This is a genomic window from Sphingomonas sp. BL-S-05 (assembly GCF_055521695.1).
Window position 1 is genome coordinate 2909922 of sequence record NZ_CM145499.1, and the last position, 19213, is coordinate 2929134.

Below are 19213 nucleotides of genomic sequence, written 5' to 3' on the forward strand. Positions count from 1 at the left end.
GCAAGGCAAAGGCCTGGTCGAAGCTGGGAGAGGGGTAAGCGCAGCGCGCGAGCGAAAGGCTCGCTCGCACAGGCGATACCGCTGCGAAAAACGCGCGCCCTACCGCATCTTTGCCGTACCCCCGCGCAGGCGGGGGTCCAGAGCCACGAGCGCGATCGCCCGTAACCCTGGATCCCCTCCGCGAGACCTCTCAGAAATTACTTCTCCCGTACCCCGGCCTCCGCCGGGGCACGACCGAGTTGGGATCGAAGGCCCGACGTTCGCAAAGCTAGAGGCGTTAGCAAGATCCGCTCGCCCTACCCCGGCGAACGCCTATTCCTCCGGCTTGTCCGCCGTCTCGCGTGTCCCCTGCGCCCTGCGGTAATTGGACAGCGCCACCGTCACCCCGACGATGATCGCGCCGCCCAGCGCCGCTCCCGCCTTGGCCTCGCCGCTCGCCACCATATAGGCTACGATCCCCAGCATCAGGACCAGCGCGATCAGCATCGCCGCCAGCCCCGCAATGTTCAGGATGAACTCCTGCGTGCCCGTCCGCCGCACCATCGCATGGCGAAACCGCCGTTCTTCCGCCGCACCATCGGCGATCTCGCGCGCCAGCCCCGGCACGACCGCATCATAATCGCGCAGCAGACTGGCCGGCGGCAACGGCCCCTGATGGACCAGCATCGTCCGTTCGACGATCTCCCGCCGAACCTCCGGCTCGAACGGTTCGAGTATCGCCTCGACCCGTTCCACGGCCTCTTCCTCGCTGCTGCTGCTGCGGTCGGGAACGATCGCCCGCGCGTTCCGCCCGTCTCGATCGTCCGGCCGCGGACCGTCACCCAATGGCGCGATCGCCCTTGTGCTTCATCGACCGGCGCAGGTCGTCGCCGACCGCCTGCCAATCGGACACGATCGATCCCTGTTCCAGCGACGACCATGTCTTTTCCATGCGCGACGGCACGACGATCCGCATCGCGCCATCCAACAGGGATTTACCGGTCCGGGCAGGGGTAATTCGCATCGCCTTCTTCATCGCTCAAATCGATGGCCGTCGCAACGACCATGGCACGATGATATTACGCGGTGGTTGCGATGCCGGTTCCTCACAACACCCGCACCGTCGCCACCCCGCGCTTACCCAGCATCAATTCCTGCATCGCCCATACCAGCGCATCGGCGCGATCGGGCGAACGTCCCGGCCCCTCATAGCCGCCCCCGGCGACGATCCCGCACAATTCGTCCTCCAGCGCGGGGAAGGCTCCGACATGGAACGCCTTGCCCTTTTCATACAGCGCGACGATCGGTTCGGCCCGCGCCGCCTTGCCCCGCGACGCATGGACCAGCGTCACCGGCAGCCCGGCATCCGCCGCGCGCAGCACGCTTTCGACCATCGCCCCGCCCTGGTTCGATTCCGCCACCACCCGGTCGGCGCCATGCCGCGCCGCGCAAGCCGCGACCGCCCCCGCCCAACCCTCGGGCGACAGGCCCTGCACGCTCGCATCGGCCAGCACATAGCCATGGCCATCCTCGCCCAGCCCGACCGCGACGATGCCGCACGCATCGCCGCCCACCCCGGCGGGCGGATCGACCCCGACGACGACCCGCACCAATGTCGGCACCGCGTCGACCCGACACTGCTCGATCATCGCGCGCGACCACAGGGCGCCGGCGACATCCTCGATCAGCTCGCCGTCCAGCTCCTGCCGCCCCAGCCGCGTGCCGGCATAGGCTCCCTCGATCTGCGCGAAGTAGCTTTCGGCCAGATGCCGGTTGTCGCGCGACCGTCCGCCGGTGATCCGCACCCCCGGCATCGCGCGGATCCGCCGCAGCAGCGGGATTACGCGGGGGGTGGTCGTGACCAGCGTCTGCGGCTGCTCCCCGACCCGCATCCCCATCATCAGATTGTCCCACGTCGCATCGGCGTTGCGCCATTTCGCCAGTTCGTCGCACCACGCGATATGATGCTCCGGCCCGCGCAGCCCGTCCGGGCTCTCGGCGGCATAGACGAACGCCTGCGCGCCCGACCCGAATTCGACCATGTTGTGCGACGGCCGGTAATGGACGGTACCATAATGCCGCCCGACCGCCAGCAACCCGGCCGGTCCCCGCACCATCACCGTTTCGACGTCGCGCCGGTTCGCCCCGACCAATGCTATCCGCAGATCGGGCCGGTCCGCCGCCTGCGCGCATACCCATTGCGCCCCGGCGCGCGTCTTGCCGAAGCCGCGACCCGCCTGGATCAACCACACCGTCCAGTCATTGTCCGCAACCGTCTGTCCGGCATGGGCATAGGCGCTCCACCGCGTCGCCAGTTCTAACCGCCGGCTGGGGGTCAGCCGCGACACGATCCGCGCCTGATCCGCATCGTTCAGGCCGATCAGCTCCTCGACCATCGGATCGCGCATCGTCATGCCTGTTTCTCACGCTGGCGGCGCAGGATGCGCAGCTGTTCCAGCAGCATCGCATCGGTTTCGGCCTGGGTCGCGCGATGCCGGACCTCGCGAACTCCGGGACCGCCGGTCCCCTTTTGCGATAGTTGATAGCGTTCGAGCAGCCGCATCGCCTGCTCGACGGTCATCGGCGCGACGATCACGTCCCCCGTATCCGTACCGCCGGTATCGCCATCCTCGAACGCAGCCACCGCCTTGCGCAGCAATTCGGCTTCCAGCCGTTCATACCCGACCAGCATTGCGTTGCGCATCTGTTCGGCGAACACCGGATCGCGGCGGCGCAGGGCGTACAGGCCGGGCTTGGTCATCCCCACCGCCGCCAACGCCGCTGCCATGTTGCAGGTAGCGGCAATCTGATCGAGAAACGCCGCACGACGCGCGTCGGTCCAGCCATGTACCACACGTCGCCGTTGCAGCGGACGGTTCGTCGCACTGCGGATCACGCTAGCTGTTGCCATATCCCCACCCCCAAGACGCCATTCGGGGCCGAAGGCGTCGCCGCCCGGCCCCGATCCGCAATTCCTCACTGTTCCTGTTTTGTGCCATATCAGCGTGACGATGTCAAGCACAATGTTCCCATTTGGTTCGTTTTACTGTAGCCATGGCGCGCAACCCCATGCGTCCCCATATCCCGGTCATCGCTGGCAGATGGTCCGTAGGCGCCAGCGACCGGGAGACGCACGCGCTTCCGCTTACGCTGTTGGGAGCGTCATCCATGGACCTCAACGATTTGCTGCACCGCCATCAGGTTGCGCTGATGCGCGCCGCCACCGCCGCCACGCCGCAGGCGCGCCAGTCGCACGACGGCACCGCACGCTGCTATGAGAACAAGATCGACACGCTGCGCACGATGCTCGGCGCGTCGGGCCGGATGGTGGCGGCATGACCGCCCCTGCGGAAACACTCGCCGAGGTGCCGGCCGAGGCACCCGCCACCAACCCGCGCAAGCCCGGCGCGATGCGCTTCCAGCGCAAATACACCACCGTCCGCCTGACCCCCGATCAGGCGAGCCGTCAGGGCCAGGTCGCCACCAGCGCCTTCCGCCGTTTCGGCGAACGCGACAAGGCGATGGCCTTTCTCAACGGCCATGACGAGGCACTGGGCGGCCGCCCGCTCGACCTTGCCATCGCCAGTGCCGAGGGGCTGGCAAGCGTCGAGGCGGCGATGGCGGAGCGGACGGGGTGAGGCGCCCAGGCTGATTTACCTCCACCGTTCGTGCTGAGTAGGGGCTGAGCGAAGTCGAAGACCCGTATCGAAGCACGGGTAGCTCGGTCCCCTGTCCCCGAACCCGTTCGCCTCTTACCCGTTCGGTTCGAGCAGCTTCGAGCTTGTCGAGAAGCGTCCGTCGAGAACGCCGTTGTTTGGGACAGCCCCATCTCCACAAGCTCGAACCAACCGGATCAGGGGACGGGGGCGGTCCTCACAACCCCGCCAACATCCCCTCCCACGCCGCGACCTCCTCGTCACGCCGCCCGACGATCCGCACCGGACCGACCGCGCCGGTCGCCGGATCGACCTCGATCTCCCCGTCCCACGTAAACGTGGCATTCCCCGCGATCGTCACCACGTCGCCGATCGCAGCGGTCGCCCGCACCATGCCGCCGCGATTGAAGACCCGCGTCTCCACGCCCCAGCCGATCCGTCCCGTCCGCGCCGCCGCCAGCGTCGACGCCGCCATCGCGCTGCCGCAGCTGTTGGTCAACCCGACGCCGCGTTCATAGGTCCGCACGAACAGCGCCGGGGCATGGCCCTTCTCGCGCAGTTCGACGAAGCTGACATTGGCCCGTGCCGGGATCAGCGCCGGCCCCGCCTCGCACCAGTCGCCCAGCGCCACCAGTTCGCCATCGTCGACCGCATCGACGAACGCCACCAGATGCGGGTTGGGCATGGCGACCGCGGTGAACTTGCGCTCGCTCGGCAACCCGGGAATCTCCGCCTCGACGAACGCCGCATCGCCGACGCTCAGGCCGACATCCCTGGGTGCCAGCGACACCGGTCCGACCTTGGTCTCGATCGTCGTCACGCCGTCCGCGATCGGCGCGACCCGCCGCGCCTCGGCATCGCTGACCTTCAACCGCACCCGCCCGGCCTCGGTCCCCGTGACCTCGAACCCCAGCCGCGCGGTACAGCGCAGGCCGTTCAGGCACGTCTCCGCCTCCGACCCGTCGGGGTTGAACATCCGCATCCCGAAAATATGCGAGCTATCCTGGGCAGTTAGCAGCAACAACCCATCCCCGCCGACATCGCCCGACCGGTCCGCCAACGCCCGCGCCACCCGCGCCCATTCCGCATCGGACAGCTCGATCCCCCGCGCATCGATCAACGGAAAATCGTTGCCCGACCCATGGCAATGCACGAACAAAAACCTCACGCCACCTTACTCCGCACTTTCGCCAGAAACCCGCGTTCCGCCTCCAGCCGCCGGGCAAAGGCCGGTCGCGCCAGCATATTGTCCAGATAGCGCGCCAGTTCCGGATGGCCCGCCGCCTCGATCGGCGCGGTCGCATGCAGCGAGCTCGCCAGCGCGCTGGTCACCGCGATATCGGCCAGCGTCAGCGCGTCGCCCACCAGATAGGCCCGCCCGGTCACCGCCTGCTCCAGATAGGCGAGGATCGCCGGCCACTGGTCGCGTTCCGCCTTGTCCGCCGCCGCCGCATCGCCCGGCACCCCGCGCAGCAACGGCCCGACCACCCGGTTGAACAGCATCGTGCGGCCCGTGGCGAAGATCACCGTATCGGCCAGCTCGTCGAACCAGATCGTCCGGCCCCGCGCCTGCGCTTCGGCGGGGATCAGCGCCGGTTCGGGGTGTTTCGCCTCCAGATAGGCGATGATCGCGCTCGAATCGGCCAGCGCGAAGTCGTCGTCGACCATCGCCGGAATCTGCCCGAACGGGCTGATCGCGCGAAACGCGGGCGTGGTATCGCCCGGCGCGGTCGGGACCAGCTCGACCGCCAGCCCCTTTTCCTCGGCAAAGACCACCGCCTTGCGGACGAAGGGCGAGATGGTCGATCCGTATATCTTCATGGGTGCGTCTCCATTGGCCCCGACAAGGGGCGACACCGGCCCCCCGCCTGTGCCACAACCGGTGGCGGTGACGATAGTCCTCCTCCTCGCGGTGATCGCGCTGTCGATCGCGCTGGCCCGGTTGCACCGGCGCGTCGCTGCGCTGGAGGCGCGGCTGGCCGATCCGGTCGTTTTGGCCGAACCGGCCGAACCACCGCCCGCGCCGCGCCGTCGCGCCCTGCCGCGCCCCAGCCTGCCGCACCCGAGCCTGCCGAGCATCGATTTCGAAACGCTGGTCGGCAGCCGCCTGCCGGTATGGATCGGCGGGCTGGCGCTGGTCGTCGGCGGCATCTTTCTCGTCCGCCTGTCGATCGAGGCGGGATGGCTGACCCCGGCAATCCGCACCGCGTTCGCCGCGCTGTTCGCGCTCGCCCTGCTGATCGGCAGCGAAGCCGCCCGCCGCCTGCCCGCTACCCGCGACGACCCGCGCATCGCGCAGGTGCTGGCGGGCGCCGGCATCGCCTCGGCCTATGCGACGCTCTATCTCGCCGCCGCGCTCTATCATCTGGTCGCGCCACTTGGTGGCTTCACGATCATGCTCGCCATCACCGCGCTCGGCCTGTTCCTGGCGCTGCGCCACGGCCCGCCGACCGCGATCATGGCGCTGATCGGCGGGTTCGCCGCACCTCTGGTCGCCGGCTACGATGTCGCCGGCATCAGCGCGCTGCTCGCCTATCTCGGCCTGTTCGTCGCCGCGTTGCTCGCCCTCGCGATCGTGCGCGGCTGGGCATGGCTGGCGGTCAGCGCGCTGGTTGCCGCCTTTGGCTGGGCGGCGCTGCTGATCGCGCTAGTCCCGCCAGACCGGCTGGCCGGGATCGGCGCGTTCCTCGTCGCGCTGGCGATCGCCGGGAGCCTCGCCGCCCCGCGCGCCGCGATCGAGCGTCGCTGGCTGCGCGCCGCCCCCCTGCTCGCCGCGCTGGTGCAGATGCTGGCGATCGCGCCGATGCTCGATTTCTCGCCGCTCGCCTGGAGCTTCTACCTGACGCTGTCGGCGGCGGCGCTGTTCCTCGCATGGCGCGACGCGACCTTGCTTCCCGCCGCGCTCGCCGCCGCGATCCTCGTCACGCTGTTGACCGGCGCGGGCATGGTGCAGGACATCGGCAACGCCACCGAAGCGATGGTCCCGCTCGCCATGCTGGTCTTCGCCGCCGCCGGTGCCGCCCTGTCGCGCCGCAGTCCCGGCTGGGCATGGGTCGCGCTGACCGGCAGCATCGGCCCGCTGCTCGCCTTGCAGCTCTGTACGCCATGGATCGCCCGTCCCATACTGTGGTTGCTGCTCGCATTGGCCGGCGCAGCACTGGCATGGCGCCACCGCGACCGCACCGCTGCGGGCGATGCCGGACTGGTCGGCGGGGTCGCCACCGTCGCGCTGGCGCTCGGCATCCTGCTCGCCACCTATCTGCCCGCGCCATGGCTGGCGCTCGCCCCGCTGGCGGCGGGCGGCGTGCTGCTCGCCGCGCTCCGTCTCGACGCGCAGGCGATCGGACGACTCGCCGCCCTGCCATGGCTGTTGCTGCTCCTCGCCGCCGCCGAACCGATCGCGCAGATCGGCATCGCGCTCGGCAAGTCTTTGGGCTTCGACGTCTTCCCCTATGCCTATCTGCCGCCCGCTATCGATGCCGCCACGCTGCTCCTGCTCCCCGGCATCGCGATACTGGCAACTTCATGGAGGGCGCCCGCCCTGTTCGGCCCGCTCCGCCGGGTGATCCTGCCCGTGCAGATCGCGCTGACCATGCTCGGCGGCTATGTTCTGCTCAAACAGCCCTTCGCCATCGCCACCCCGCCCGCCTTTCAGGCGAACGGCTTCCTCGAACGCGCGCTGCTTACCGATCTCGCGCTGCTGATCGGCGCGCTGCTGTGGCAACCGAACCGCCGCCTCGCCACCGCCTTCCTCGCCCTCGGCCTCGCGCGGCTCGTCTGGTACGATCTGCTCGGCCTCAACCCGGTGTGGATCGCGCAAGCCGTCGGCCCGCTGCCGATCCTCAACGCCGCCACCCTCCATCTTGCCTTCGCCGCCGCGCTCATCTGGCGCCTGGCCGGCTTCCCCCGCCGCAGCCTGATCGCGGCGCTGCTCACCCTCGCCGCGACCCTCGCTACCATCCGCCAGCTCGCCCATGGCAGCATCCTCACTGGCCCCGTCTCGACGCCCGAAAACTGGGGCTATTCGGCGGCGATGCTCGGCCTCGCCATCGTCTGGCTGTGGCGCGGCCTGTCGGTCGGCAGCGCCGACCTGCGCCGCTTCGGCCTCGCGCTGCTGACCCTCACCACCCTCAAAGTCTTCCTGATCGACGCCGCCGCGCTGGCAGGCGTGCTGCGCATCCTCTCCTTCATGGGGTTGGGCGCAGCGCTGATCGCGATCGGCTGGGCCTATCGGAAGTTCACCCCAACCGATAATGCGCCGCCAGCCGATCGAGCGCCAGCGTAAGCACCAGCCGCCCGGCCCGTGCCGGCCAGCCCAGCGCCTTCTCCGCCGCCGGCAGCCCTTCGTTCGCGCACACCGTCCGCCACAGTATATCCGACAGCCCCGGCCCGACCGCCGCGATTGCCGCGTCGAACCGCGCCTTGGCCGCGATCTGCCCGCCCGACGGATCGACGGCGACGCCCTTGTTCCCCCGCGGCGCCCCGTCCCAGCGCATCGTCACCTGCGGCCCCAGCGCCGCACGCTCGTAATCGCCGCGCAGCCGCTCGCCCGCATCATATTGCCGCCCGTCGACCAGCGACCGCGACCGCAGCCAGTCAAGCGGCGATTCGCGCAGATTGACCGTCACCCGCCGCCCGCCCGGCGCATCGTCGATCCGTCCCGCCGCCAGCCGCCGTTCCACCAGTTCGCGCATCCTGCATCTCCCGTTCGCCTCGACGGGCTTGTCACAGCTCGACGCTTGTAGGAAAGCGTTTGAACCAGATGGGTTTGCGAAAGGGCCATGCATGATTACCGCCATCCGCGAGGTGCGCCGCGCGCGCGGACTGACGCTGGAGGAGGTGGCGATACGCTGCGTGCCGCCCACGACCGCACAGACAATCGGCCGTCTCGAAACCGGGACGCGCACCGTGTCGGTCGGCTGGCTGAACCGCATTGCCGAGGCGCTGGCGGTCGATGCTGCCGATCTCGTCCGCCTGCCCGAACGCCCCGACCTGCCGGTGGCGGCGCTGCTCGACGCGACCGGCGCCACCGCCCCGCGCCGGGCAATGAGCGTCACCCCGCCGCGCGCCGAACCCGATCTGGTCGCGGTGATCGTGCAGAGCGCGACCGGCGACTACCGTGCCGGCGACATGGTCTGGTGCCGCCGCCTCGCACCCGCCGACTATCTGGCGGCGCTCCACCGCGACGTGCTGGCCCCCGGCCCCGCCGGTCGTTTCCTGTTCGGCCGGCTGCTGGCGTTCGACGCCGATGCGGTGTCGCTGCTGCCGACCCGCCTCGGCGCCAGCCCGGTCGGGCTGCTCGCGCCATGGATCGCGGTGGCGGAACGGCTGGTGCGGAACCTGTAACGCCGCACCCCTCCCCGACGGGCGAGGGGCACGACGACACCCGGCACAAACCCCATTTCCCCCACCCTCGACCTAAAGCGTCGTGACGCCCCCGCCTTCCCGTGTTAGCCCTTTCGTCCATGCCCTCGGCCACCGCTTCCGCCCGCGAAATCCTGACGAACCTTCACGACGTGATGGCGTCGCGAAGTCCGGCACAGTCGAAGCTCAATTCGGTCGTCCGCATCATCGCCGAGGCGCTGGATAGCGAAGTCTGCTCGATCTATCTGCTGCGCGAGGGGCTGCTCGAACTCTTCGCGACGGTCGGGCTGGCGCAGGAGGCGGTCCATGTCACCAAATTCGCGCCCGGCGAAGGGCTGGTCGGCACGATCGTCGCCAATGTCGAGACGCTGAACCTCGCCGAAGCGGCCAGCCATCCCGACTTCGCCTATCGCCCGGAAACGGGCGAGGACAAATATCACAGTTTCGCCGGGGTGCCGATCATCCGCCGCGAACGCGCGGTTGGCGTGCTGACCGTGCAGCATGCCGATCCGCGCCGCTATGCCGATGTCGAGATCGAGGCGCTGCAGACCGTCGCGATGGTGCTGTCCGAACTCATCGCCAATGCCGATCTGATCGACGCGACCGGCGGCACGTCGATCCGGCCGCAGGCGACCGGCGCAGTGCGCGTGCCGGGCTTCAAGCTGGTCGAGGGGATGGCGGCGGGCGTCGCCGTCTTCCACCAGCCGCGCATCGTCATCGAACATACGGTCGCGGAGGATGTCGAGGCGGAGCGCCACCGCGTCTATGCCGCGTTCGACAAGATGCGCGACCAGATCGAACGCATGTCGAACCAGGCCGAATTCGGCGTCGGCGGCGAACATGACGAGGTGCTCGCGACCTACAAGATGTTCGCCTATGACGAAGGCTGGGCGCGGCGGATCAACGAGGCGATCGACAGCGGCCTGACCGCCGAGGCCGCGATCGAACGCGTCCAGCAACGCACCCGGATGCGGATGCGCGAGATCAAGGATCCGTTGCTCGCCGACCGGATGCACGATCTGGAGGACCTCTCCAACCGGCTGCTGCGCATCGTGTCGGGACAGCTCGGCACCGCCGCGCAGATGGGGCTGCGGCAGGACACGATCCTGATCGCGCGCAATCTGGGGCCGGCCGAACTGCTCGAATATGACCGCCGCCGGCTGAAGGGGGTCGTGCTGGAGGAAGGGTCGCTGACCGCCCATGTCGTCATCGTCGCGCGGGCGATGGGCGTGCCGGTGCTCGGCCGCGTCCGCGATATCAAGCGCCAGATCGCCGAGGGCGACCGGCTGCTGCTCAACTCGGTCGAGGATCTGCTCATCCTCCGCCCCACCCCGGCGATGGAGGAAGCGTTCGAGGCCAAGCTGGCGCTGACCCAGAAGCGCCGCGCCGCCTTCGCCGCGATGAAGGGCGAGCCGCCGGTGACCCGCGACGGTCACCGCGTCACGATGATGGTCAATGCCGGCCTGCGCGACGACGTGGCCGCGCTCGACCTGACCGGCGCAGACGGCATTGGCCTGTTCCGCACCGAATTCCAGTTCCTCGTGTCGGCGACGCTGCCGCAGCGCGAACGTCAGCAGCGCCTGTATCGCGACGTGCTCGACGTGGCGGGCGACCGTCCGGTCGTGTTCCGCACCGTCGATATCGGCGGCGACAAGGCGTTGCCCTATCTCGACCATGCCGAGGGGCATGACGAGGAAAATCCGGCGATGGGCTGGCGCGCGCTACGCCTCGCGCTGGGCCGCGAGGGGCTGATGAAGGCACAGGCCCGCGCGTTGATCGAGGCCGCCTCGGGCCGGACGCTCAACGTCATGTTCCCGATGGTCAGCGAACCCTGGGAATTCGAGGAAGCCCGCGGCATTTTCGAGGCGCAGCGCGAATGGCTGCGCGGGCGCGGCAAGTCGCTGCCGACCGACATCCGCTATGGCGCGATGCTGGAGGTGCCCGCGCTCGCCGACGTGCTCGATTTCCTGTGGCCGCAACTCGACTTCCTGTCGATCGGCACCAACGACCTGACGCAGTTCCTGTTCGCCGCCGACCGCGCCGACCCGCGCCTCGCCATGCGCTACGACTGGCTGTCGCCTGCGATCCTGCGCTTCCTGCGCCGGGTTACGAAGGCCGCACACGAAGCGGGCAAGCCCGTCGCGGTCTGCGGTGAAATGGGCGGACGGCCGTTGGAAGCGATGGCGCTGATCGCACTCGGCATCGACCGCCTGTCGATCACTCCGGCGGCGGTCGGCCCGGTGAAAGCGATGATCCGCTCGCTCGACCGGCAGGCGGCGATGGCCGAAATCGACCGGTTGCTGGCAAGCCCCGCTAGAACCCTCCGCCCCGCGCTGGAGGAATGGGCCAGAACCAACGGCGTGGAACTAAGCTAATTCCTCCCCGCTCGCGGGGAGGGGGACCACCGCAAAGCGGTGGTGGAGGGGGGTGTCCGCATACGGAAACCGTTGCGTTACGCTGCCAACCCCCTCCACCATCGCCTTCGGCGACGGTCCCCCTCCCCGTCCCGGGGAGGATTTGCGTCCCGATCCCCTCCTCCACCCCAATTCCCCGCCACCTCCCCGCTCCGGCGTTGACAGGCGCTGCCCGCTGGCCGAAACCCCTCCGCGACCGGGGGCGGGCAGCAGCGGGTAAGAAGGACAGTGATGATGGACGGCGACGGCACCACGGGCACGCCACGGACGGCGGGCATGATGCTGCGCTCCGCACGCGAGGCGCAGGGCCTGACCCTGTCCGATATCGCGCAGCGCACCCGCATCCCGCTCCGCCACCTCGAAGCGGTCGAGGACAGCAAGTTCCAGGCGCTGCCCTCCACCACCTATGCGATGGGCTTCGGTCGCGCCTATGCCCGCGCGGTGGGCGTGGACGAGACCGAGGTCGCCCGCGCGCTGCGCGCCGAACTTGCCGCCAACTACCAGCGGCCCGAGCCTTTACAGGACCTTGAGCCGATCGATGCGCGCCGCGGTCCGTCGGGCGGGCTGGTCGCCGCCGCCGCCGCGATTGCGATCGTGGTGCTACTGATCGTCGGCGTGTTCTTCGGTACCTCGCTGTTCCGGCAGGACGAACCGGCCGCCCCGGCCGCGACCGTCGCCGGCGATCTCGGCATGCTGCCCGCCGCCACCCCGACCGCAGCTCCGGGCGGCGCCAGCGTGCCGGTCGCAGCACCTGCCAGCGGCGGACAGGTGACGCTGACCGCCACCGGTCCGGTCTGGGTCCGCATCTTCGACGATTCGGGGACGCTGGTGAACAAGGAGATGGCGGCGAACGAGCGCTACGACGTGCCGGAAACCGCGAAGAATCCGCAGATCCGCACCGGACGCCCCGATTTGCTGACCGTCACGCTCAACGGATCGAACGTGCCGCCGCTCGGCACCGCCGAACGCGCGATTACCGCCGGGATCAGCGCCGACGCGATCCGCAACCGCGCCACGCCCACCCCGACCCCCAGCCCGGCGGGTTAAGCGTGGTGACAGGCGGCATGCGCCATATCCCTGTTTTGTCCGCCTCGAAGGGGCCTTCCATGCGTACTTCCATCGGCCTGCCGCTCATGGCGCTCGGCCTGCTCCTCGCCCTGCCCGCCGCCGCCCAGGATCAGGGCGCGCTCGACGGTCGCGTCAACAAGCTGGAGCGCGAGATGCGCGCCGTGCAGCGGAAGGTCTTTCCCGGCGGCGCCCCCAATCAGGTCGAGCCGCAGATCACCGCGCCGACCCAGCCGACCGAGATCCCCGGCACGCCGTCGAGCGGTCCGCTCGCCACGCTGACCGCGCGCGTCGACGCGCTCGAATCGCAGCAACAGTCGCTGACCGGCCAGCTCGAACAGGTCCAGTACAAGCAGCGCCAGCTCGAAGAGGCGTTCGCCGCCTACAAGGCCGCGACCGACGCGCGTCTCAAGACGATCGAGGCGGGCGCCCTGCCCCCCGCCACGCCCGGCGCGGTCGCCGCCTCGGGCGACACCAGCACCGACGCGCCGCCGCCGGCTACGCGCGGCCCCGGCAATGGTAACGGCACGCTCGGCGCTCCCGCCGCGACGCCCGCCGACCCGGCCCGCGCCGCACGCGTCAACGCGATCGAAAAACCCTCGACCGGCGACGCGGCCGAGGACGGCTATACCTATGGCTATCGCCTGTGGAACGCGAAGCTCTATCCCGAAGCGATCGCCGCGCTCCGCCCGGTCGTCCAGCAATATCCCAAGCACCGCCGCGCCAGCTTCGCCCAGAACCTGATCGGCCGCGCCTATCTCGACGACGGCAAACCCAGCCTCGCCAGCCGCGAATTCTACGATAATTACAAGAACCTGCCCGACGGAGAACGTGCGCCGGACAGCCTGTTCTACCTCGCCGACGCGCTGACGAAGCTGAAGAAGAGCAAGGAAGCCTGCGACGTCTATGGCGAGCTGACCGATGTCTATGGCGACAAGATTTCGGCAACGATGAAGGCCGATGTGGCGAAGGGGCGTACGGCGAATAAGTGCGCGTGAGGGCACCTGACCCACACCGTTCATGCTGAGTGGGGACTGAGCTTGTCGAAGGCCCGTATCGAAGCACCAACAGCAGTCCTTCGATACGCTGTTTCGACAGGTTCGACCGCTACGCAGGACGAACGGCGTATGTTTGCGCGCAGGCGATCCGACCAGATTGGGTGCGTCGTCGTTGCCGCGATGACCTCCCCCCACCCAACCCGTTCGGTTCGAGCAGCTTCGAGCGAAGTCGAGAAGCGTCCGTCGAGAACGGGTCATTTGTGGCACCCCCTTCTCGACTACGATTCTCGACAGGCTCGAAGCGAACGGGGAAGGACCGGAAAACGGATCGTAAGCACGGCGCGACCCCGCCCAACCACACGCCCCCACGTCCCCTGATGACCCTCCCCCCCGAAGCCGTCACCCGCTTCACCACCGACCTCCGCGCGCTCGCGCCCATGCCGACCCCCGCCACCCCGCTCGCGCTCGCCGTCTCCGGCGGCCCGGACTCGATGGCGATGCTCGCCCTCGCCGCCGCCGCCTTCCCGAACGCGGTCATCGCCGCCACCGTCGACCACCGCCTGCGCCCCGCCTCAGCGCACGAAGCCGCGATGGTCGCCGGCTGGTGCCACGGCAACTACATCCCCCACACTATCCTAACCCCCCCGCACCCACCCGCCGGCGCCAGCGTCCAGGCACAGGCCCGCCACCTCCGCTATGCGCTCCTCGCCGACTGGGCGCTCGGCGCGAGCGCAATCGCCCTCGCCACCGCGCACCATGCCGACGATCAGGCCGAAACCTTCCTGATGCGCGCTGCCCGCGGCTCCGGCCCCGCCGGTCTCGCCGGCATCCGCCCGCGCTGGGAGTTCCGCGCCGATCGCTGGGCGGCGGCAATGCCCCAACGGGAACCGTACCCCCGCGCAGGCGGGGGTCCAGAGCTGCAGGACGCGACTGCCGAGACGGGAGACCTTGGCTCTCCGCCTCCGCAGGGACACACCGGTGGCACTGCGGGACGCCTCCCCATCGTCCGCCCGCTCCTGAACTGGCGCCGCGCCGAGCTGCGCACCCTCGCCGCCGGCCTCCCCTTCATCGACGACCCGTCGAACACCGACCCCCGCCACGACCGCACCCACGCCCGCGCCCTGCTCGCCACCGGCCAGCTCGACCCGCTCGCCCTCGCCGCCGCTGCCACCCATTGCCGCGAGGTCGATGCGGCGCTCGACGATATCGTCGACCAACGCTGGCGCACCCACCGCACGTCGGACGACGCGGCAACCCGCATCGACGTCACCGACTGTTCACGCGAACTCCGCCGCCGCCTCGCCCGCCGCGCGATCGGCGAGGCCCGCGCGACTCATCACGTCACCGAAGGCCGCTGGTCCGACGCGACCAACATCGAATCGCTGCTCGACGCCCTCGAGTCCGGAAAATCCGCAACCCAGGCCGGCATCCTCGTTACGCCCAGACGCCAAATCTGGCGGTTTTCACCCGCTCCGGCGCGTCGATCAGTCTGATCGACGTTGTTCCATTGTCATTAACCTTCACTAGCCTATCTTGTGGTTACTGAGAGGTAGCACGTCCGCATGAACGACAACGACAAGCAGAACGGCCCCGACAATAACGGCGGCAGCAATCCGTGGATGAAGAGCCTGTTGATCTGGGTCGGCATCCTCGTGTCGCTGGCGATCTTCGTCCAGCTGTTCAACGGCCCGTCGACGCAGAATCAGGGTCAGGTGATCCCCTATTCGACCTTCCTGAACAAGGTCGACGAAGGGTCGGTCCGCGACGTCAACATCGCGACCAGCACCATCACCGGCACCTATACCAATGACGACAAGTTCCGCACCAACGCGCTGAACGATCCCAATCTGATCGAACGGCTGCGCGCGAAGAACGTCGTCATGAACGCGCGTCCCGATGAAGGGCCGAATATCTGGCTGGTCATGCTCTACCAGTCGCTGCCCTTCCTGCTGTTCCTCGGCATCGCCTTCTTCGTCCTGCGCCAGATGCAGAAGGGCGGCGGCGGCGGCGGCGCGATGGGCTTCGGCAAGTCGCGCGCGCGGATGCTGACGCAGAAGGAAGGCAAGGTCACCTTCGACGATGTCGCCGGCATCGACGAGGCGCGCGCCGAGCTGACCGAGATCGTCGACTTCCTCAAGGACCCGACCAAGTTCGCTCGCCTCGGCGGCAAGATCCCGAAGGGCGCACTGCTGGTCGGTTCGCCCGGTACCGGCAAGACGCTGCTCGCCCGCGCCATTGCGGGGGAAGCCGGCGTGCCGTTCTTCACCATCTCCGGCTCGGATTTCGTCGAGATGTTCGTCGGCGTCGGCGCCAGCCGCGTCCGCGATATGTTCGAACAGGCCAAGAAGTCGGCCCCCTGCATCGTCTTCATCGACGAAATCGACGCGGTCGGCCGCCATCGTGGCGCGGGTCTGGGCAACGGCAATGACGAACGCGAACAGACGCTGAACCAGCTGCTGGTCGAAATGGACGGGTTCGAGGCGAACGAGGGCATCATCATCGTCGCCGCGACCAACCGCCCCGACGTGCTCGATCCCGCACTGCTGCGTCCGGGCCGCTTCGATCGTCAGGTCGTGGTGCCGCGCCCCGATATCGAGGGTCGGATCAAGATCCTGCAGGTCCATATGAAGAAGGTGCCGCTGGCACCCGATGTCGATCCGCGCGTCATCGCGCGCGGTACGCCCGGCTTCTCGGGTGCCGATCTCGCCAACCTCGTCAACGAAGCCGCGCTGATGGCGGCGCGCAAGGGCAAGCGGCTGGTCGCCAACTCGGAATTCGAGGAAGCGAAGGACAAGGTCATGATGGGTGCCGAACGGCGCTCGATGGTCATGACCGACGATGAAAAGCGCATGACCGCCTATCACGAAGCCGGCCACGCCATCGTCTCGCTCCACGAGCCGGCCTCGGACCCGATCCACAAGGCGACGATCATCCCGCGCGGCCGTGCGCTGGGCATGGTCATGCGTCTGCCGGAACGCGACTCGTACAGCTATCACCGCGACAAGATGTACGCGAACCTCTCGGTCGCGATGGGCGGTCGCATCGCCGAGGAAATCATCTTCGGTTACGACAAGGTGTCGTCGGGTGCCTCGGGCGACATTCAGCAGGCGACTAGTCTCGCCCGCGACATGGTCACCCGCTGGGGCATGTCCGATGCGGTCGGCCCGGTCGAATATGCCGAACCGCAGGGCGAAAGCTTCCTCGGCTATTCGTCCTCGGCGCCGGCACGCATGTCGAACAAGACCGCCGAACTGATCGACAGCGAGATCAAGCGCATCGTCGAAGGTGGTCTGGACCGCGCCCGCAAGCTGCTGACCGATCATGTCGATCAGCTCCACCTGCTGGCCGGCGCGCTGCTCGAATATGAAACGCTGTCGGGCGACGAGATCAAGCGCCTGATCGCAGGCGAGGATATCGGCCGCGACGAAGGGACGCCTACCGCCCCGCTGGCGGCTGGCGGCACGTCGATCCCCAAGACCCGCCGCCCGCGCGGCCCCTTCGGATCGCCGACCCCGCAGGGCGCCTGAGCCTTCGAGTGTCAACTTATGCCGCGGCGTCGCCCCTGTAACAGGGTCGGCGCCGCTGCTGTTTGATGCTCGCTGCGTGGCAACTTCGTAACCTTCGAAACAGTCCGTATTGACTTCATGCTCGCACCGCCGGACGATGAAACATCATCTCCCCCGGAGCCCGTATCGATGCGTATCCGCCCGCTGCTTCTCGCCTGCACCCTCGCGCTCGGCGCCACCTCGCTTGCGGCACAGACTGCCGCCCCCGGCCCCGATATCTGGCCGCCAAAGGGCGATATCCCGGCCAATTTCGTCCCGCCGACCGACAAATATGACTATGTGAAGCGCGAAGTGATGATCCCGATGCGCGACGGGGTGAAGCTGCACACGGTCATCATGATCCCGAAGGGCGCGGTCAACGCCCCGATCCTGCTGACCCGCACCCCCTATAACGCGTCGGGCCGCGTCGCCCGTGCCGACAGCACCAGCTATGTCGCCACACTGCCGCAGGGCGACGAGGTGTTCACCCGCGCCGGCTATATCCGCGTGTTCCAGGACATTCGCGGCAAATACGGGTCGGAGGGCGAATATGTCGTCACCCGCCCGGTCCGCGGGCCACTCAACCCGACGAACGTCGACCACGTCACCGACGCCTATGACACGATCGACTGGCTGGTGAATAAGGCGAACCTGCCCGAAAGCAACGGCCGCGTCGGCATGCTGGGATCGTCCTATGAGGGCTTCACCGTCGTCATGGCGCTGCTGAACCCGCATCCGGCCTTGAAGGTCGCCGCCCCCGAAAGCCCGATGATCGACGGCTGGATGGGCGACGACTGGTTCCATTACGGCGCGTTCCGCCTCGCCAATATCGGCTGGATCGGCAGCCAGACGGGCTACAAGGGCGCGGGCGCCGCGCCGCCCTCCACCACCTATGACGATTACGACCAGTTCCGCAACGTCGGCTCGGCCAATGACTGGGCGAAGGCGTCGGGCTATGCCCAGCTTCCCTTCTGGCAGCGTTTCGTCGCCCACCCTGCCTACGACGGCTATTGGGAGGGGCAGGCGCTCGACAAGCTGATCGCCGCCAATCCCTCGAACGTGCCGACCATGTGGGAACAGGGGCTGTGGGATCAGGAGGACATGTACGGCGCGATCACCGCATGGGAGGCGCTGAAGGCGAAGGGCAAGGGCGGCAACAATTTCCTCGTCATGGGGCCCTGGCGGCACAGCGGCGCGAATTACGACGGCTCGACGCTCGGCGACCTGAAGTTCAACGGCGATACCGCGCTGCAATGGCGCGAGAATTATCTGTTCCCGTTCTTCGACCAATATCTGCGCGACGGCCGCCCCGCCTTCACCCCGCCACAGGCACTGATCTACAATACCGGGGAGAATCATTGGGACGAACTGCCCCAGTGGCCGCTGTCGTGCGAGAAGGGATGCACCGCGCCGCTGAAGCCCATCTATCTCGGCGCCGACGGTGATCTTGGCTTCACAACTGCCAAGGCCGGCGGCGACGCCTATGTCTCCGACCCCGCCAAGCCGGTCCCGCACCTGTCGCGCCCGGTCAATTTCGACGACGGCCGGTGGAAGGCATGGCTGGTCAGCGACCAGCGCCATGCCGATGGCCGCACCGACGTCATGACCTACCAGACCCCGGTCCTGACCCAGCCGGTCAAGGTCGCCGGCGCGCCGATCGCCGACATCTTTGCGAAGACGACCGGCACCGACGGCGATTTCGTGGTGAAGGTCATCGACGTCTATCCCGACGTCGTGCCCGGCCAGCCGGCGATGGGCGGCTATCAGCTCCCCATCAGCCTCGACATCTTCCGCGGCCGCTACCGCAACGACTTCGCCAAGCCCTCGGCGATCCCGGCGAACAAGACGCAGCGCTACCGCTTCCGCCTGCCGACGGTGAACCATGTGTTCCAGCCGGGCCACCGCATAATGGTGCAGGTCCAGTCGTCGCTGTTCCCGCTCTACGACCGCAACCCGCAAACCTATGTCCCGAACATCTTCACCGCGCCCAAGGACGCGTACAAGAAGGCGACGGTGACGATCGAACGCGGCGGCGACAGCCCTAGCGCGGTGTGGCTGCCGGTGGTGGAGGGGAAATAGGGGCGGGGATCGGGCACGCCCCCGACCCCGACGTCACCCCAGCGCAGGCTGGAATCTCTTGAAGGGGGGCGATCCGCCAACCAACAGCGAGACCCCAGCCTGCGCTGGGGTGA

At 68.5% G+C, this 19213-nt stretch carries 17 protein-coding genes; 10 read left to right on the forward strand and 7 right to left on the reverse strand.

All coding sequences use genetic code 11. The features are described from left to right. Nucleotides 1-312 precede the first annotated feature (312 nt). The 4 genes from ACZ1JS_RS13565 to ACZ1JS_RS13580 form a co-directional block, all read right to left on the reverse strand. Nucleotides 313-825 (reverse strand): DUF2335 domain-containing protein, encoded by a 513-nt coding sequence (locus ACZ1JS_RS13565; protein WP_465166520.1) that lies wholly within the window; start codon nucleotides 823-825, stop codon nucleotides 313-315. After that, nucleotides 818-1015, reverse strand: a complete 198-nt coding sequence (locus ACZ1JS_RS13570) for a hypothetical protein (protein ID WP_465166521.1) — start codon at nucleotides 1013-1015, stop codon at nucleotides 818-820. The genes ACZ1JS_RS13565 and ACZ1JS_RS13570 overlap by 8 nt, the downstream gene beginning before the upstream one ends. Before the next feature lie 70 nt (nucleotides 1016-1085). Next, nucleotides 1086-2393, reverse strand: coding sequence for a DNA-packaging protein (locus tag ACZ1JS_RS13575; protein WP_465166522.1), 1308 nt, complete (start codon nucleotides 2391-2393; stop codon nucleotides 1086-1088). Continuing rightward, nucleotides 2390-2890, reverse strand: coding sequence for a hypothetical protein (locus tag ACZ1JS_RS13580; RefSeq protein ID WP_465166523.1), 501 nt, complete (start codon nucleotides 2888-2890; stop codon nucleotides 2390-2392). The genes ACZ1JS_RS13575 and ACZ1JS_RS13580 overlap by 4 nt, the downstream gene beginning before the upstream one ends. A gap of 257 nt (nucleotides 2891-3147) precedes the next feature. Here ACZ1JS_RS13580 and ACZ1JS_RS13585 point away from each other — a divergent pair, with 257 nt between their 5' ends. After that, nucleotides 3148-3318 (forward strand): hypothetical protein, encoded by a 171-nt coding sequence (locus ACZ1JS_RS13585; protein WP_465166524.1) that lies wholly within the window; start codon nucleotides 3148-3150, stop codon nucleotides 3316-3318. After that, nucleotides 3315-3617 carry a hypothetical protein gene (locus ACZ1JS_RS13590; protein ID WP_465166525.1) on the forward strand — a complete coding sequence of 101 codons (303 nt, stop codon included), beginning with the start codon at nucleotides 3315-3317 and terminating at the stop codon, nucleotides 3615-3617. Before ACZ1JS_RS13585 ends, ACZ1JS_RS13590 begins: the two co-directional genes overlap by 4 nt. A gap of 235 nt (nucleotides 3618-3852) precedes the next feature. Here the strand turns inward: ACZ1JS_RS13590 and dapF are convergent, their stop codons facing one another. Further along, the gene (gene dapF, locus ACZ1JS_RS13595) at nucleotides 3853-4803 is read right to left on the reverse strand and encodes a diaminopimelate epimerase (RefSeq protein ID WP_465166526.1); all 951 of its coding nucleotides are present in this window, start codon (nucleotides 4801-4803) and stop codon (nucleotides 3853-3855) included. Then, entirely contained in the window at nucleotides 4800-5456 is a 657-nt protein-coding gene (locus tag ACZ1JS_RS13600; RefSeq protein WP_465166527.1) for a glutathione S-transferase family protein, read from the reverse strand. The genes dapF and ACZ1JS_RS13600 overlap by 4 nt, the downstream gene beginning before the upstream one ends. Before the next feature lie 67 nt (nucleotides 5457-5523). On the opposite strand from ACZ1JS_RS13600, the gene ACZ1JS_RS13605 reads away from it, so the two are divergent. Then, on the forward strand, nucleotides 5524-7920 hold the full coding sequence (locus tag ACZ1JS_RS13605) for a DUF2339 domain-containing protein (protein WP_465166528.1): 2397 nt from the start codon (nucleotides 5524-5526) through the stop codon (nucleotides 7918-7920). On the opposite strand, the gene ACZ1JS_RS13610 is transcribed toward ACZ1JS_RS13605, so the two are convergent. After that, nucleotides 7874-8329, reverse strand: a complete 456-nt coding sequence (locus ACZ1JS_RS13610; RefSeq protein ID WP_465166529.1) for a DUF6456 domain-containing protein — start codon at nucleotides 8327-8329, stop codon at nucleotides 7874-7876. The two genes, ACZ1JS_RS13605 and ACZ1JS_RS13610, sit on opposite strands and share 47 nt — an antisense overlap. A 91-nt stretch (nucleotides 8330-8420) precedes the next feature. On the opposite strand from ACZ1JS_RS13610, the gene ACZ1JS_RS13615 reads away from it, so the two are divergent. The 7 genes from ACZ1JS_RS13615 to ACZ1JS_RS13645 all read left to right on the forward strand — a co-directional run bounded on the left by ACZ1JS_RS13615 (nucleotide 8421) and on the right by ACZ1JS_RS13645 (nucleotide 19100). After that, nucleotides 8421-8981 (forward strand): helix-turn-helix domain-containing protein, encoded by a 561-nt coding sequence (locus ACZ1JS_RS13615; protein ID WP_465166530.1) that lies wholly within the window; start codon nucleotides 8421-8423, stop codon nucleotides 8979-8981. A gap of 119 nt (nucleotides 8982-9100) precedes the next feature. Further along, a complete protein-coding gene (ptsP, locus tag ACZ1JS_RS13620) occupies nucleotides 9101-11374 on the forward strand; it encodes a phosphoenolpyruvate--protein phosphotransferase (protein WP_465166531.1) in 2274 nt (757 codons plus the stop codon). 270 nt (nucleotides 11375-11644) lie between these two features. Further along, nucleotides 11645-12460, forward strand: a complete 816-nt coding sequence (locus ACZ1JS_RS13625) for a helix-turn-helix domain-containing protein (RefSeq protein WP_465166532.1) — start codon at nucleotides 11645-11647, stop codon at nucleotides 12458-12460. A gap of 59 nt (nucleotides 12461-12519) precedes the next feature. Beyond that, nucleotides 12520-13476: a hypothetical protein gene (locus tag ACZ1JS_RS13630; RefSeq protein WP_465166533.1), complete on the forward strand. Its 957-nt coding sequence runs from the start codon at nucleotides 12520-12522 to the stop codon at nucleotides 13474-13476. 377 nt (nucleotides 13477-13853) lie between these two features. Beyond that, the gene (tilS, locus tag ACZ1JS_RS13635; RefSeq protein ID WP_465166534.1) at nucleotides 13854-14969 is read left to right on the forward strand and encodes a tRNA lysidine(34) synthetase TilS; all 1116 of its coding nucleotides are present in this window, start codon (nucleotides 13854-13856) and stop codon (nucleotides 14967-14969) included. A 69-nt stretch (nucleotides 14970-15038) separates the two neighbouring features. Continuing rightward, nucleotides 15039-17003, forward strand: coding sequence for an ATP-dependent zinc metalloprotease FtsH (gene ftsH / locus ACZ1JS_RS13640; RefSeq protein WP_345877190.1), 1965 nt, complete (start codon nucleotides 15039-15041; stop codon nucleotides 17001-17003). 168 nt (nucleotides 17004-17171) lie between these two features. Further along, entirely contained in the window at nucleotides 17172-19100 is a 1929-nt protein-coding gene (locus ACZ1JS_RS13645; RefSeq protein ID WP_465166535.1) for a CocE/NonD family hydrolase, read from the forward strand. Nucleotides 19101-19213: the final 113 nt, after the last annotated feature.

Excerpts from the sequence above, each read along its gene's own strand:
- tilS (WP_465166534.1), top strand. The coding sequence starts at position 13,854 with ATGACCCTCCCCCCCGAAGCCGTCACCCGCTTCACCACCGACCTCCGC.
- ACZ1JS_RS13630 (WP_465166533.1), top strand. The coding sequence starts at position 12,520 with ATGCGTACTTCCATCGGCCTGCCGCTCATGGCGCTCGGCCTGCTCCTC.
- ACZ1JS_RS13645 (WP_465166535.1), top strand. The coding sequence starts at position 17,172 with ATGCGTATCCGCCCGCTGCTTCTCGCCTGCACCCTCGCGCTCGGCGCC.
- ACZ1JS_RS13615 (WP_465166530.1), top strand. The coding sequence starts at position 8,421 with ATGATTACCGCCATCCGCGAGGTGCGCCGCGCGCGCGGACTGACGCTG.
- ptsP (WP_465166531.1), top strand. The coding sequence starts at position 9,101 with ATGCCCTCGGCCACCGCTTCCGCCCGCGAAATCCTGACGAACCTTCAC.
- ACZ1JS_RS13600 (WP_465166527.1), bottom strand. The coding sequence starts at position 5,456 with ATGAAGATATACGGATCGACCATCTCGCCCTTCGTCCGCAAGGCGGTG.
- ACZ1JS_RS13580 (WP_465166523.1), bottom strand. The coding sequence starts at position 2,890 with ATGGCAACAGCTAGCGTGATCCGCAGTGCGACGAACCGTCCGCTGCAA.
- ACZ1JS_RS13610 (WP_465166529.1), bottom strand. The coding sequence starts at position 8,329 with ATGCGCGAACTGGTGGAACGGCGGCTGGCGGCGGGACGGATCGACGAT.
- ACZ1JS_RS13570 (WP_465166521.1), bottom strand. The coding sequence starts at position 1,015 with ATGAAGAAGGCGATGCGAATTACCCCTGCCCGGACCGGTAAATCCCTG.
- ACZ1JS_RS13575 (WP_465166522.1), bottom strand. The coding sequence starts at position 2,393 with ATGACGATGCGCGATCCGATGGTCGAGGAGCTGATCGGCCTGAACGAT.
- ACZ1JS_RS13585 (WP_465166524.1), top strand. The coding sequence starts at position 3,148 with ATGGACCTCAACGATTTGCTGCACCGCCATCAGGTTGCGCTGATGCGC.
- ACZ1JS_RS13625 (WP_465166532.1), top strand. The coding sequence starts at position 11,645 with ATGATGGACGGCGACGGCACCACGGGCACGCCACGGACGGCGGGCATG.
- ftsH (WP_345877190.1), top strand. The coding sequence starts at position 15,039 with ATGAACGACAACGACAAGCAGAACGGCCCCGACAATAACGGCGGCAGC.
- ACZ1JS_RS13590 (WP_465166525.1), top strand. The coding sequence starts at position 3,315 with ATGACCGCCCCTGCGGAAACACTCGCCGAGGTGCCGGCCGAGGCACCC.